This window comes from Paracidovorax sp., from assembly GCF_057642795.1.
Genome location: NZ_JBXYZY010000001.1, coordinates 90,172 through 103,293, shown reverse-complemented (window position 1 = coordinate 103,293; position 13,122 = coordinate 90,172). Strand labels below are relative to the sequence as shown.

The following is a 13,122-nucleotide window of genomic DNA, read 5'->3' as shown; positions in this document are numbered from 1 at the left end:
TTTCGAATCCTGTCGTCAAGACAACCATCAAGGAGCACACCATGAACTACCGCCACCTTCTCTCTGCAGCTGCCTGCGTTGCCGCACTCGGCATGGCCGGCTGCTCGACCAACCCCTCCAATGCCCAGATCGGCACCGGCGTAGGCGCCGTGGCTGGCGGCGTGCTGGGTAGCGCAGTGGGTGGCACGGCAGCGACCGTGGGTGGTGCCGCTGCCGGCGCCCTGATCGGTAACGAACTGGGCAAGGACCGCGACCGCCGCCGTTGATCACGCCGGCTCACGAGCCGCCGCTTCAACGCAAAGAAAAAGGGCACCGCAAGGTGCCCTTTTTTGTTGGTGGTGGGGTCGCCGCGCCTCTACTTCGGCACGGCCTCGGCCGGCGCTTTGCGTCCGGCGCGCCAGGCGCCGAAGAGGGCGATCAGGCCCGGGATGAGGATCATCGCCCAGATGATCTTGTCGAGGTTCTTCTGCACCCACGGGAAGTTGCCGAAGAAGTAGCCCGCAGTGCAGATGCCCAGCACCCACAGCAGCGCCCCGCCCACGTTGAAGGCCGTGAACTTGGCCCGGCCCATGGCCGCCACGCCAGCCACGAAGGGCGCGAAGGTACGGATGAAGGGCATGAAACGCGCGATCACGATGGTGATGCCGCCATAGCGCTCGTAGAAGTCGTGTGCCTGGTTGAAGGCCCGGCGGTTGAACCAGCGCGAATCCTCCCACTGGAACACCTTGGGCCCGATGGTGCGCCCGATGGTGTAGTTGCACTGGTCGCCCAGGATGGCCGCAGCCAGCAGAACGGCGCAGGCGATGGGAAAGCTCATCAGCCCGGCGCCGCAGAGCGCGCCCACGATGAAGAGCAGCGAATCGCCCGGCAGGAAGGGCATGACCACCACGCCCGTCTCCACGAACACGATGGCGAACAGCAGCGCATAGACCCAGGGGCCGTAGCTGGCCACGAAGGCCGCGATGTGCTTGTCGACATGCAGGATGAAGTCGATCAGAAAGCTCACGAATTCCAAGCCGGTTCCTTTGAAAAAAATGCAGCGCGCCACTGTAGCGCAGCGGCTGCGAATCCCCGGCCCCGGGCTTGGTTTTGCCGCCCGGAATTCCTCACTTCGTCATCACGGCGCCGCCCTCGAACCAGCGCCTGACCAGCCCACGCTCTTCGTCGGTGATGCCGGTGGCGTTGTTCATGGGCATGAGCTTTTGCACCACCACCTGCTGGTAGATGGCCTGGGCATGCTGCTGGACGGATTCGGCGGAATCCAGCCGCAGATTCTTCATCTGCACCTGCGCGCCATGGCAGAGGTAGCAGCGCTGGGCCAGCACGGGCTGCAGCTGAGCGTAGCCCACCGGGGCGGCGGCGGCACCCGACGAAGCGGGAGCGCCAGCACCGGTGGCGGCCGGTGCGATGGACGGTTTCAGGCCGACGATGGCGCCCACGATGACCGCGCAGCCCACCAAGGCGTAAGGCAGCGGATGGGCGTTGCGGCCCAGCTTCCAGCCGTGGCGCATCACGAAAAACTGGCGGATGGCCGCGCCCGCGAACATCATCAGGATGAGGATCAGCCAGTTCTGCGGGTGGCTCCAGGTGAAGCTGTAGTGGTTGGACAGCATGCAGAACAGCACCGGCAGCGTGAAGTAGGTGTTGTGCACGCTGCGCTGCTTGCCGCGCTTGCCGTGGATCGGGTCCACCGGCTGGCCGGCCTTCATCTGCGCGATGACCGTGCGCTGGCCGGGAATGATCCAGAAGAACACGTTGGCGCTCATGGAGGTGGCGATCATCGCGCCCACCAGCAGGAAGGCCGCGCGCCCCGCGAACCAATGGCACGCCAGCCAGGCCGCCACGCACACCAGCACGAACACCAGCGCACCGACGATGGCATCGCCTTTCTTCTTCTCGCCGAAGACGCGGCAGATGCCGTCGTAGAGCAGCCAGAACACGACCAAAAAGGCCAGCGCCACGGCGATGGCGGTGGCCGGCGCCCAGTCCATGCGCGACTTGTCGATCAGATAGGTGCTGGCGCTCCAGAGATACGACACGGTGAAGAGCGCGAAGCCGCTGATCCAGGTGCTGTAGCTTTCCCAGAAGAACCAGTGAAGGTGTTTCGGCAATTGCGGCGGCGCACCCGCGAACTTGACCGGGTGGTAGAAGCCGCCGCCGTGGACGGCCCAGAGCTCGCCGCTCACGCCATGCTTCTTGAGGTCGTCATCGAGCGGCGGGGTGAGGCTGGAGTCGAGGAAGACGAAGTAGAACGACGAGCCAATCCAGGCGATGGCGGTGATGACGTGGACCCAGCGCAGCAGCAGGTTGGCCCAGTCGAGGAGATAGCTTTCCATGGGTTCTTCTCTCAACGTGGGGCGGCGCGTGGGGCGCCGCCTCGTGCAACCTGCTCACCACTGCGGGCGCTCTGAGCAGTCGAATGGGGCCGCGCACCTTGGCGAACCTCAGCTTTTCATCGAAAAGCCGATCTGCCGGGGCACCGCTGCGACCTGTTGTTGTTCTGTCGCAAAGTGTATGCAGGAATTGTTCCCACGGCCAGCTACCGCGGCAGGCGAATCGTGAGGACTCAACCCACCGCGGCCGGCCGGGCTAGCTGCTGCAGCAGTTGCGCCGCCACGGCCACGGCGATCACCTCCGGCGCCTTGCCGGCGATGCCGGGCACGCCGATGGGGCAGGTCACGCCGGCCAGCTCGGCCTCGGTGAAGCCGCGCTCGGCCAGGCGCCGGCGGAAGGTGGCCCACTTGGTGCGGCTGCCGATCATGCCGATGAAGGGCAGATCACCCTGCGTGCGGCGGCGCTGCAGGCAGGCCGCGACGATGTCCAGGTCCTCGGCATGGCTGAAGCTCATCACCAGCACCAGCGAGCCTGCGGTGAGCGTAGGCACCGCACCCTGCACCGGTTCGGAATGCTCGCAGACGGTGCCGGGCGCCGAATGGGGCGGGAAGATGCCGTCGCGGCTGTCGATCCAGTGCAGCGCGAAGGGCAGCGGCGCCAGCACGCGGGCGAGGGCATGGCCGACGTGGCCACCGCCGAAGAGCGCCACGGGCGTGAGTCGCGGAGCCAGCCGCTCCCGTAGCGCGGGCGCCTGCGCCGCCGTGATCCGCTCGAGCCGCACCTGCACCACGCCGCCGCAGCACTGCCCCAGGCTGGGGCCGAGCGCATGGCGCACCCGCCGGGTGTCGGGCGCGCCGCCCGCAGGTGCGGCGGTCAGCCACTCGCGCGCATCGGCGATGCTTTGCCACTCCAGATGCCCGCCGCCGATGGTCCCGATGACCGGCGACTCCGGTGCGCCGAACACGGCCATCCAGGCGCCAGGCTCGCGTGGGGCCGAGCCTTGGATAGACTCCACCGTCACCAGGCATGCCGGCGCCGATGCCAGCCCGTCCAGCAGGCGCTGCAACGCCGTCATGTCGCCATCATCACCACCCATCCGCATGCATCCTTTTCGTGAGCCCTGCCACCGCGCCAGCTGGCGCACCAGGCTTCAAGCATAGCGAGGCGCCGCGCATACGCCGGCCCCGTCCCACCTACCTTGCCGCATCACACGCCATGATCCAGCCCCCCGAAGCACCGCAGCCACGCCGCAAGCGCCCTCTGTGGCTGCCCGCCGGCCTGATGGCCGCCCTGGCCACGCTGATGAGCGCCTGCCGCCCGCCCGCCGCCCCACCTGCGCAGCAACATAGCCCCGCCGATGCCGGCCAGTCGCCCGCCGCGGTGGGCCCGGCGCCGGCCGTGCGCGGGCCGGCCAGCCCTTCTGGCGCCACCACGCCCCGTGCCTACCGCAAGGATGCAGCCGCGCATCTCTACGGCCTGAACGCCGACCGCATCTACAAGGGCAAGCTGCAGCCGCTGCTCTACGCCATCGGCGTGCTGGAAGTGGACATCGACCGGGCGGGCCGCGTGACCGCCGTGCGCTGGATGCGCGCGCCACGCCATGCGCCGGAGGTGATGAAGGAGATCGAGCGCACGGTGCGCGAAGCGGCACCCTTCCCCGTGCCTGCGCGCATGGGCCGCGTCACCTATACCGACACCTGGCTGTGGGATAAGTCGGGGCGCTTCCAGCTCGATACGCTGACCGAAGGCCAGCTATGAAAAGAAGAGCACCCTGCGCTCAATAGAAAAGGGCTGCAGGGTGTTTCGCCCACGCTCGCGCGTGTCAGGAGCCTCGATAGGTGGAATAGCTCCAGGGGCTCACCAGCAGCGGCACGTGGTAGTGCTGGTCCGCATGGGCCACGCCGAAGTCCAGATGCACCACGTTCAGGAAGTGGGGCTCGGGCAGCTCCACGCCCCGGGCGCGGAAATACGCCGCCACATCGAAGCTCAGGCGATAGGTGCCAGGGCGCAGGCTGGCGTTGTCGAAGAGCGGCGCGTCCGTACGGCCGTCGTGGTTGAGCACCAGCTGCTTGACCAGGGTGGCCGCGCCGCCGTCGGTGGCATACAGCGCCACTGCCATGCCCGCGGCGGGGCAGCCGTGCATGGTGTCGAGAACGTGGGTGCTCAGGCCCATAGGGAATCTCCTGTAATAACGGCCCACGGGATGCAGCGCCGTGTGGACCAAAAGTGTATACACTTTTGAGCAATTACCCTCTTCGCCCATGGAACCCTCGTCCACCAGCGCGATCGTCCAGTCGCTCACGCGCGCCATCGCCACGCAGCGCCTGCAGCCCGGCACCAAGCTGGCCGAGCAGAAGCTGGCAGATCATTTCGGCGTCTCGCGCACCCTGGTGCGGCAAGCGCTCTTTCAGCTGGCGCAGAACCGGCTGGTGACGCTGGAGCCCGCGCGTGGCGCCTTCGTTTCCACCCCGTCGGAAGACGAGGCACGGCAGGTCTTCGCCGTGCGCCGCATGCTGGAAGTGGAGATGACCCGCGCCTTCGTGCGGGCCCGCACGCCGGACAAGATCGCCGCGCTGCGCGAGCACGTGCGGCGCGAGCAGGCCGCCGTGGAAGGCACCGACGCCAGCAGCCGCACCGAGCTGCTGGGCGACTTCCACGTCCGCATGGCCGAACTGATGGACAACGAGGTGCTGGCGCAGCTGCTGGGCGATCTGATCTCGCGCTGCGCCCTCATCACCCTGATGTACCAGTCCGCCAGCGCCGCCGCGCATTCGCATGAAGAACACGGCGCCATCGTCGATGCGCTGGACCACGGCGACGAGGCGCGGGCCGTGCAGCTGATGCAGGCCCATTTGCTGCATGTGGAGCAAAGCCTCGCCTTCGGCCAGCAGCGCCCGCTCAACGAGCTTTCGGCGGCGCTGTCGCCGCTGCCCCTCTGACCTGACACCCCACCGCCATGACGCTCTACGACTCCACCCTGCCCTACCCGCGCGACCTGATCGGCTACGGCCGCAACCCACCGCACGCCCGCTGGCCCGGCGGTGCGCGCATCGCCGTGCAGTTCGTGCTGAACTACGAGGAAGGCGGCGAGAACAGCGTGCTGCACGGCGACGCGGGCAGCGAGCAGTTCCTCTCGGAAATGTTCAACCCCGCCGCCTACCCCGAGCGCCACATCAGCATGGAAGGCATCTACGAATACGGCTCGCGCGCCGGCGTGTGGCGCCTGCTGCGCGAATTCGAGCGCCGCGGCCTGCCGCTCACCGTGTTCGGCGTGGCCACCGCGCTGCAGCGCCACCCTGATGTAGCGGCCGCCTTCGGCGAGCTGGGCCATGACATCGCCTGCCACGGCCTGAAGTGGATCCACTACCAGAACGTGCCCGAAGACGTGGAGCGCGCCCACATGGCCGAGGCCATGCACATCCTCCGCACGCTGACCGGCAACCGCCCGCTGGGCTGGTACACGGGCCGCGACAGCCCGCGCACGCGCCGCCTGGTGGCCGACTACGGCGGCTTCGCCTACGACAGCGACTACTACGGCGACGACCTGCCCTTCTGGATGAAGGTGCAGAAGACCGACGGCAGCACGGTGCCCCAGCTCATCGTGCCCTACACGCTGGACTGCAACGACATGCGCTTCGCCTTGCCGCAGGGCTATTCCCATGCCGACCCGTTCTTCCAGTACATGAAAGACACGTTCGACGCGCTCTACGCCGAAGGCGACCCGGCTGGCGACGACCGGCCCAAGATGATGAGCATCGGCATGCACTGCCGCCTGCTGGGCCGGCCCGGCCGCATCACCGCGCTGCAGCGCTTCCTGGACCACATCCAGCGGCACGACAAGGTATGGGTCTGCCGCCGGCTCGACCTGGCGCAGCACTGGGCCGCGCAGCACCCGGCACCTTCCCTCTGATCGAAACACGACCGAATCGGCCTCTAGCGCGCATTCCACCTGCGCCATACGCTCACTTTTCAGGAGCAAACCACCCATGCCACTGACGCTGGAACAACTCAACGCCGCGCCGGCCGACCAGGCCCTGGCGCTGCTGGACGGGCTCTACGAGCATTCACCCTGGATCGCCCAAGGCGCGCTGGCCGAGCGGCCCTTTCGCTCGCTCGCGCAATTGAAGTACGCCATGGTGCGCGTGCTGGCGCAGGCGCCGCACGAGGCCAAGCTCGCGCTCATCCGAGCCCACCCCGAGCTGGCCGGCAAGGCCATGGTGGCCAACGCGCTCACGGCCGAATCGACCCACGAGCAGAGCAAGGCCGGCCTCACGCAGTGCACACCCGAAGAGTTCGCGCGCATCCAGCAGCTCAACGCCGACTACAACGCCCGCTTCGGCTTCCCGTTCATCCTGGCCGTGCGCGGGCCACGCGGCACGGGTCTGCCCAAGCAGGAAATCATCGACACCTTCGCCCGCCGCCTGGACAACCCGGTGGACTTCGAGATGGCCGAGGCGCTGCGCAACATCCACCGCATCGCCGAGATCCGCCTGAACGACAAGTTCGGCCACGAACCCGCGCTGGGCAATGACGTGTGGGACTGGCAGGAGAAGCTCGCCGCGCACAGCGACCCGGGCTTTGCCGAGCTGGGCCAGCTCACCGTCACCTACCTCACCGACGCGCACCGCGCGTGTGCCCAGCGCATCAGCCACTGGATGCGCGATTGCGGCTTCGACGAGGTCGAGGTGGACGCGGTGGGCAACGTGGTGGGCCGCTACCACGGCGCCACGCCCGACGCGAAGATCCTCATGACCGGCAGCCACTACGACACCGTGCGCAACGGCGGCAAGTACGACGGGCGCCTCGGCATCTTCGTGCCCATGGCCTGCGTGCGCGAGCTGCACCGCGCCGGCCGCCGCCTGCCCTTCGGCATCGAGGTGGTGGGCTTCGCCGAGGAAGAAGGCCAGCGCTACAAGGCCACCTTCCTGGGCTCGGGCGCGCTCATCGGCCACTTCAACAACGCCTGGCTCGACCAGCAGGACGCGGACGGCATCACCATGCGCGAGGCCATGCAGCACGCGGGCCTGTGCATCGACGACATCCCCAAGCTGCGCCGCGACGCGGCCCGCTACCTGGGCTTCATCGAGGTCCACATCGAACAGGGCCCGGTGCTCAACGAGCTGGACATCCCCCTGGGCGTGGTCACCTCCATCAACGGCGGCGTGCGCTATGTGTGCGAGATGGCCGGCATGGCCAGCCACGCCGGCACCACGCCCATGGACCGCCGCCGCGACGCCGCCGTGGGCGTGGCCGAGCTGGCCCTCTACGTGGAAAAGCGCGCCGCGCAGGATGGCGACTCGGTCGGCACCATCGGCCAGCTGCAGGTGCCCAGCGGCTCCATCAACGTGGTGCCCGGCCGCTGCCTCTTCAGCCTGGACCTGCGCGCCCCCACCGACCCGCAGCGCGACGCGCTGGAGCGCGACGTGCTGGCAGAACTCGCCGCCATCGCCCGGCGCCGGGGCCTGTCCTACACCTGCGAGCAGGCCATGAAGGCCGCCGCAGCGCCCAGCGCGCCGGCCTGGCAGCAGCGCTGGGAACGCGCGGTGGAGGCGCTGGGTTTGCCCGTCTTCCGCATGCCCAGCGGCGCCGGCCACGACGCCATGAAACTGCACGAAATCATGCCCCAGGCCATGCTGTTCACGCGTGGCCTGAACAGCGGCATCAGCCACAACCCGCTGGAAAGCACCACGGCCGACGACATGCAGCTGGCCGTCGATGCCTTCACTCACGTATTGAACCAACTCGCCACGGAAACCCCATGAGCAACTACCAGCAACTCGACGCCTGGATCGACCAGCATTTCGACGAGGAAGTGCGCTTCCTGCAAGCCCTGGTGCAGGTGCCCACCGATACGCCGCCGGGCAACAACGCGCCGCACGCCGAGCGCACGGCCGAGCTGCTCCAGGGCTTCGGCTTCGAGGCCGAAAAGCACGCCGTGCCCGAGGCCGAGGTGCGCGACTACGGCATGCAGTCGATCACCAACCTGATCGTGCGCCGCCCCTACGGCCAGGCCGGCGATGGCGGCCGCATGATCGCCCTCAACGCCCACGGCGACGTGGTGCCGCCCGGCGAAGGCTGGACACACGACCCCTATGGCGCCGAGATCGTGGACGGCAAGATGTATGGCCGCGCCACGGCCGTGAGCAAGGGCGACTTCGCCTCCTTCACCTTCGCCGTGCGCGCGCTGGAAGCGGTGGCCAGGCCGTCCAAAGGCGCGGTGGAGCTGCACTTCACCTACGACGAGGAATTCGGCGGCGAACTCGGCCCCGGCTGGCTGCTGAAGAAGGGCCTCACCCGGCCCGACCTGATGATCGCCGCCGGCTTCAGCTACGAAGTCGTCACCGCCCACAACGGCTGCCTGCAGATGGAAGTCACCGTGAACGGCAAGATGGCCCACGCCGCCGTGCCCGACACCGGCGTGGACGCGCTGCAGGGCGCCGTGCAGATCCTGAAGGCGCTCTACGCGCAGAACACGGCCTACAAGCAGATCACGTCCAAGGTCGCGGGCATCAAGCACCCCTACCTGAACGTGGGCCGCATCGAAGGCGGCACCAACACCAACGTCGTGCCCGGCAAGGTGGTGTTCAAGCTCGACCGCCGCATGATCCCCGAAGAGAACCCGGCCACCGTGGAAGCCGACATCCGCCGCGTGATCGCCGAGGCCGCCGCCGGCCAGCCGGGCATCACCGTGGAGATCAAGCGCCTGCTGCTGGCCAACTCCATGAAGCCGCTGGCGGGCAACGCGCCGCTGGTGAGCGCCATCCAGCGCCACGGCGAAGCCCTCTTCGGCCAGCCCGTGCCCGCCATGGGCACGCCGCTCTATACCGATGTGCGCCTCTACGGCGAAGCCGGCATCCCCGGCGTGATCTACGGCGCCGGCCCGCGCACGGTGCTGGAATCGCACGCCAAGCGCGCCGACGAGCGCCTGGACCTCGAAGACCTGCGCCGCGCCACCAAGGTCATCGCGCGGGCGCTGAGCGACCTGCTGGCCTAACCACACCGCACACGAAAAAGCCGGCCCGGGCAGCGCTGCCCGGACCGGCTTTTTTCTTGCGTCAGGCGGGCCGCCCTGGGGCGGTCCAGGGGCGGTCCATGGACACCGCTCACCCCGGCACCCGGGCCTCGGAGAGCGGCGCAGGAGACTGGCGCAGCGCATCGTCGTACGGCATCTGGCTGCACCCCAGCTGCGCGGCAACGGCCGGGCGCCCGGTTTCGAGGCGCCACAACGTCATCGCGTTGCCGCGGTAGGCGCTGGCGGCCTCCGCCAGATACGGATAGCGCTCCATCTCCCTGGAAGGCCCCAGCACCCACACGACGCCGGAACGGCACAGCAGCCGTGGCAAGGACGCCGGCAGCAGCAGGCGCACGGACGCGGCGGCCCGATCGAACTGGCCGGCATCCGCGATTTCCTTGCGCTGGTCATCTCGCCGCTGGATCGCCGGATCGTCCCAGTTCTCGATCACCGCCACCGGGGTGCGCAGCCCTGCATAGAACGGCAGGTCGAAATAGTAGGTGTCGAGCATCACGACGGGCTCTGCCGCCTCGCGGCTTTCGCTCAGCGTCTGCGCGAAGGCGCGCATGGATTTCTGCGGATGCACGGTCAGCCACGTAAGCGCCCCCAGCGCGAGCGCCGTGCCCGTGCCCGCCGCCAGGAACCACAGGCCCGACTGGAGGCGGGAGACGCGCTCCCGCGACAGATAGCCCTGCGCCGCCAGGGCGGCCAGCGGCACCACCGCAGGCATGACATAGCCCAGCAGCTTGGATTGGGGCAGCGAGAAAAAGCCCACGATGACGGCCGCCCAGATCCACAGCAGCAGACGAACCGAACGGTGCTCAGGCGACGCGCCGCTGCCGAGGGGCCTGCAGGCGCGGGCCATCCACGGCAGCCACGGCAGGAAGAAGAGCGCCAGCACGGCCGGGTAGAACCACAGGGGCATCACGTTGTTGAACCCGGTTTCCGCGAAGCGCTTGAAATGCTGCACCACGAAGAAGTAGTACAGAAAATCAGGAAAGCGCTGCTGCATGGCGACGAACCACGGCGCCGCCAGGCACAAAAACAGCAGCGGCCCGGCCCACCAGAAGAGGCTGCCCAGGCGGCGCCAGCGCCGCTGCACGGCGAGCCACAGGAACACCACCAGCGCGGGCAGCACGAAGCCGATCAGGCCCTTGGCCAGCACGCCCAGCGCGGCCATGCCCCAGGCAGCCAGCAGCACCCGGCGATACGGCAGCGCATGCTCGGCCAGCATCACGGCGTGCGCGAGCAGGCAGATGGTGGCGACGATGCAGCCGGCCACCAGCGTATCCAGGTTGGCAAATTGCGCGCCCATGATCCAGAAGGGCTGTGCCATGAGCACCAGCAGGCCCATCCGCCCCGCCCGCTCGCTCCACCAGCGGCGCAGGAAGGCGTAGGAAGCCCAGGAACCGGCCAGCGCGCCGAGCAGAGGCGCCACGCGTGCCGCGCCTTCGTGGTTGCCGAACAACCAGAGCGAGCTGGCCGTGATCCAGTAAAAGAGCGGCGGCTTGTGGAAGTACGGCAAGCCGTTGATGGTGGGCGTCAGCCAGTCGCCCGAGCGCAGCATTTCCCACGCGATGCCCACGTAGCGGCCCTCATCGGGCAGCATCAGCGGACGCAGGCACGCCGTGGCGGCCCACCAGGCCAGCACCAGCAGGGCGACCGCCATCATTCCCAGCGGCGCTGGGTTCTTCTTGTTCACCGTCATCAATCCGCCCTCTTCAGACCCTGGCCCAGTTCACGCTTGACCACGTAGAGGGGCCGTGCCTTGACCTCTTCCGCAATCCGCCCCACGTATTCGCCCACGATGCCCAGCGACAGCAACTGCACCCCGGAAAAGCCCATCAGGCCGACCACGATGGTCGTCCAGCCGCTGATGGCGTGGCCATAGAGCAGGTAGGCGATCGTCAGATAGGCCCCGTAGAGCAGCGCCAGCACCGCCAGCACCAGGCCCATGGCGCTCACGGCCCGCAGGGGCCAGGCGGTGAAGCCGGTCAACCCGTCGAGCGAAAGCCGGATCAGCGCCAAGGGGCTGAAACTGGTGCGGCCGTGCAGCCGGGCGCTGGGCATGTACGGAACGGCGGTCGCATCGAAGCCGACCCACGCGTAGAGGCCCTTCATGAAGCGATTGCGCTCGGGCAGGGACAGCAGGGCATCGACCACGCTGCGATCCATGAGCCGAAAATCCCCCGCCCCGGCGGGCACTGCGAAGCGCCCGCCCATGTTGACGATGGCGTAGAAGCAGCGCGCGCCCCAGCGCTTGAAGGCACCTTCATCGTGCCGATCCTGGCGCTGCGCATAGACCATGTCGGAGCCTTCGCTCCAGTGCTGAATGAAGACGGGAATGAGGGACGGGGGATGCTGCAGGTCGCCGTCCATCGTCACCACGGCATCGCCCTGCGCCGCCTCCAGGCCGGCCATGAGGGCCGCTTCCTTGCCGAAGTTCCGCGACAGCAGCAGCGCACGAAAGCCCGGTTGCTGCGCCCAGTGAGCGAGCACCATGCTGGTCGCATCGGAGCTGCCGTCGTCCACCAGGACGATCTCCCAGCTTTCGACGCAGGCCGCCAGCGCCTCCTGGAGCTGCGGCAGCAGCTTTTCCAGATTGGCTGCCTCGTTGTGGCAGGGCACGACGCAGGAGAGGCATGCGAGTTGCCGAGGCTTGGCTTGCACGGCCATCAGAGCGCCTTCCTGGCGGCAGCGGCCAGGCCAGCCCCCGGAGGGAGGCGCATCGCTATCCACTGCTGCGGCTGATCCGACGCGCAAGGCGCGACCGCACCCGGCCGCAGGGGCACCGAAGCCCGGCCGTTGAAAGCGAGGAAGAGAGCATGATCCAGCGGCATGGCAATCGACGGGAACCCAATAGGACACGGTGCGGCCCGATATTGGTACGACTGCCTTAACGCAACCTTAGAACGTGTTGACGATCTCGCCGAGGGTCGTCAATGAGACCTGGGAGATGCGTGCGGAGCCTCTCGCCGTGAAGCCCCTGCCGCGCTGCAATCATCAGTCGCGAGCACGGGCGCGAGCGCAGGGCATCAGGCCGGATCGTCGCCCCGCCCGCCCGTGCCGAACAGCACGTCGCGCGCCGCCAGCAGCTTCTGCACCTTCGAGCCCATCCGCATCAGCTGGGCGAGGGATTCGGGCGAAAGCCGCTGCAGGTCGTCGAACCAGGTGTTGGCCAGGTCCACCAGCCCGTGCATCTGGCGCATGCGTTCCTGGGCGAAGGCGTCTTCGGGCGAGGTGGCGTCGGCCAGCAGCGATTCGCGCAGGACCGACAGCGTGGGCGCCACCTCGCGCCGGCGCCGCTCGGCAGCCACCACGCGGAAGATCTCCCACACATCACCCAGCGAAGAGAAGTATTCGCGCCGGTCGCCCGGCACGCGGCTTTGCCGCACGAGCCCCCAGGCCTGCAGTTCCTTGAGCCCGATGCTCACGTTGGAGCGCGAGATGCCCAGCTTCTCGCCGATGTCGTCGGCATGCAACTGCCGCTCCGTGACGAAAAGCAGCGCATAGATCTGCCCCACTGTGCGGTTGATGCCCCAGCGGCTGCCCATCTCCCCGAAATGGCTGACGAAAGTTTGAACGAGAGGTGTCACCGCTTGATTCTTTCACAATTTTCTAAAAATTTGACAAACAAATTATCCCGCACACCTTTGACTCACATCAAAAACCGGATGCATTCTTAGTGGAATGCGCACAACAAAGTGATGCACCTCATCCATCAAGATTTAAACTTTCCGAAATTACTGAAACTTAAGAAGCATCATGGCACGGAA

Annotated in this window: 13 protein-coding genes; 6 read left to right on the top strand and 7 right to left on the bottom strand. The window is 67.8% G+C overall.

Annotated features, from left to right (window positions below; translation table 11 throughout):
- Positions 1-41 precede the first annotated feature (41 nt).
- Complete coding sequence (locus AC3A84_RS00470; protein ID WP_092939704.1) at positions 42-266, top strand: YMGG-like glycine zipper-containing protein; 225 nt, start codon at positions 42-44, stop codon at positions 264-266.
- Between the two features lie 89 nt (positions 267-355).
- On the opposite strand, the gene AC3A84_RS00465 is transcribed toward AC3A84_RS00470, so the two are convergent.
- The 3 genes from AC3A84_RS00465 to xdhC all read right to left on the bottom strand — a co-directional run bounded on the left by AC3A84_RS00465 (position 356) and on the right by xdhC (position 3,409).
- The gene (locus tag AC3A84_RS00465) at positions 356-1,015 is read right to left on the bottom strand and encodes a DedA family protein (RefSeq protein WP_487967802.1); all 660 of its coding nucleotides are present in this window, start codon (positions 1,013-1,015) and stop codon (positions 356-358) included.
- A 91-nt stretch (positions 1,016-1,106) separates the two neighbouring features.
- Positions 1,107-2,336 (bottom strand): urate hydroxylase PuuD, encoded by a 1,230-nt coding sequence (locus AC3A84_RS00460; protein WP_487967801.1) that lies wholly within the window; start codon positions 2,334-2,336, stop codon positions 1,107-1,109.
- Positions 2,337-2,566: 230 nt separating this feature from the next.
- Positions 2,567-3,409 carry a xanthine dehydrogenase accessory protein XdhC gene (gene xdhC / locus AC3A84_RS00455; RefSeq protein ID WP_487968213.1) on the bottom strand — a complete coding sequence of 281 codons (843 nt, stop codon included), beginning with the start codon at positions 3,407-3,409 and terminating at the stop codon, positions 2,567-2,569.
- Positions 3,410-3,615: 206 nt separating this feature from the next.
- Between xdhC and AC3A84_RS00450 the strand changes: the two genes are divergently transcribed.
- Positions 3,616-4,092, top strand: a complete 477-nt coding sequence (locus AC3A84_RS00450; RefSeq protein WP_487968212.1) for a hypothetical protein — start codon at positions 3,616-3,618, stop codon at positions 4,090-4,092.
- 64 nt (positions 4,093-4,156) lie between these two features.
- Here the strand turns inward: AC3A84_RS00450 and uraH are convergent, their stop codons facing one another.
- On the bottom strand, positions 4,157-4,507 hold the full coding sequence (gene uraH, locus AC3A84_RS00445; RefSeq protein ID WP_343591588.1) for a hydroxyisourate hydrolase: 351 nt from the start codon (positions 4,505-4,507) through the stop codon (positions 4,157-4,159).
- An 88-nt stretch (positions 4,508-4,595) separates the two neighbouring features.
- Between uraH and AC3A84_RS00440 the strand changes: the two genes are divergently transcribed.
- From AC3A84_RS00440 to AC3A84_RS00425, 4 genes are all read left to right on the top strand, one after another.
- Positions 4,596-5,273, top strand: coding sequence for a GntR family transcriptional regulator (locus tag AC3A84_RS00440; RefSeq protein ID WP_487967800.1), 678 nt, complete (start codon positions 4,596-4,598; stop codon positions 5,271-5,273).
- A gap of 17 nt (positions 5,274-5,290) precedes the next feature.
- Positions 5,291-6,244 carry an allantoinase PuuE gene (gene puuE / locus AC3A84_RS00435; RefSeq protein ID WP_487967799.1) on the top strand — a complete coding sequence of 318 codons (954 nt, stop codon included), beginning with the start codon at positions 5,291-5,293 and terminating at the stop codon, positions 6,242-6,244.
- Positions 6,245-6,320: 76 nt separating this feature from the next.
- Positions 6,321-8,096, top strand: coding sequence for a 2-oxo-4-hydroxy-4-carboxy-5-ureidoimidazoline decarboxylase (gene uraD / locus AC3A84_RS00430; protein WP_487967798.1), 1,776 nt, complete (start codon positions 6,321-6,323; stop codon positions 8,094-8,096).
- The gene (locus AC3A84_RS00425) at positions 8,093-9,328 is read left to right on the top strand and encodes a M20 family metallopeptidase (RefSeq protein WP_487967797.1); all 1,236 of its coding nucleotides are present in this window, start codon (positions 8,093-8,095) and stop codon (positions 9,326-9,328) included. Before uraD ends, AC3A84_RS00425 begins: the two co-directional genes overlap by 4 nt.
- Positions 9,329-9,437: 109 nt before the next feature.
- On the opposite strand, the gene AC3A84_RS00420 is transcribed toward AC3A84_RS00425, so the two are convergent.
- The 3 genes from AC3A84_RS00420 to AC3A84_RS00410 all read right to left on the bottom strand — a co-directional run bounded on the left by AC3A84_RS00420 (position 9,438) and on the right by AC3A84_RS00410 (position 12,942).
- The gene (locus AC3A84_RS00420; RefSeq protein ID WP_487967796.1) at positions 9,438-11,054 is read right to left on the bottom strand and encodes an ArnT family glycosyltransferase; all 1,617 of its coding nucleotides are present in this window, start codon (positions 11,052-11,054) and stop codon (positions 9,438-9,440) included.
- Positions 11,054-12,022, bottom strand: a complete 969-nt coding sequence (locus AC3A84_RS00415) for a glycosyltransferase family 2 protein (RefSeq protein ID WP_487967795.1) — start codon at positions 12,020-12,022, stop codon at positions 11,054-11,056. The genes AC3A84_RS00420 and AC3A84_RS00415 overlap by 1 nt, the downstream gene beginning before the upstream one ends.
- Positions 12,023-12,381: 359 nt before the next feature.
- A complete protein-coding gene (locus tag AC3A84_RS00410) occupies positions 12,382-12,942 on the bottom strand; it encodes a GbsR/MarR family transcriptional regulator (protein ID WP_487967794.1) in 561 nt (186 codons plus the stop codon).
- Positions 12,943-13,122: the final 180 nt, after the last annotated feature.

Bases quoted from the DNA above. Each gene is read 5' to 3' on its own strand.
- puuE (WP_487967799.1), top strand. From the start codon at position 5,291: ATGACGCTCTACGACTCCACCCTGCCCTACCCGCGCGACCTGATCGGC.
- AC3A84_RS00450 (WP_487968212.1), top strand. From the start codon at position 3,616: ATGGCCGCCCTGGCCACGCTGATGAGCGCCTGCCGCCCGCCCGCCGCC.
- AC3A84_RS00420 (WP_487967796.1), bottom strand. From the start codon at position 11,054: ATGACGGTGAACAAGAAGAACCCAGCGCCGCTGGGAATGATGGCGGTC.
- AC3A84_RS00440 (WP_487967800.1), top strand. From the start codon at position 4,596: ATGGAACCCTCGTCCACCAGCGCGATCGTCCAGTCGCTCACGCGCGCC.
- AC3A84_RS00425 (WP_487967797.1), top strand. From the start codon at position 8,093: ATGAGCAACTACCAGCAACTCGACGCCTGGATCGACCAGCATTTCGAC.
- uraH (WP_343591588.1), bottom strand. From the start codon at position 4,507: ATGGGCCTGAGCACCCACGTTCTCGACACCATGCACGGCTGCCCCGCC.
- xdhC (WP_487968213.1), bottom strand. From the start codon at position 3,409: ATGACGGCGTTGCAGCGCCTGCTGGACGGGCTGGCATCGGCGCCGGCA.
- AC3A84_RS00415 (WP_487967795.1), bottom strand. From the start codon at position 12,022: ATGGCCGTGCAAGCCAAGCCTCGGCAACTCGCATGCCTCTCCTGCGTC.
- uraD (WP_487967798.1), top strand. From the start codon at position 6,321: ATGCCACTGACGCTGGAACAACTCAACGCCGCGCCGGCCGACCAGGCC.
- AC3A84_RS00470 (WP_092939704.1), top strand. From the start codon at position 42: ATGAACTACCGCCACCTTCTCTCTGCAGCTGCCTGCGTTGCCGCACTC.
- AC3A84_RS00460 (WP_487967801.1), bottom strand. From the start codon at position 2,336: ATGGAAAGCTATCTCCTCGACTGGGCCAACCTGCTGCTGCGCTGGGTC.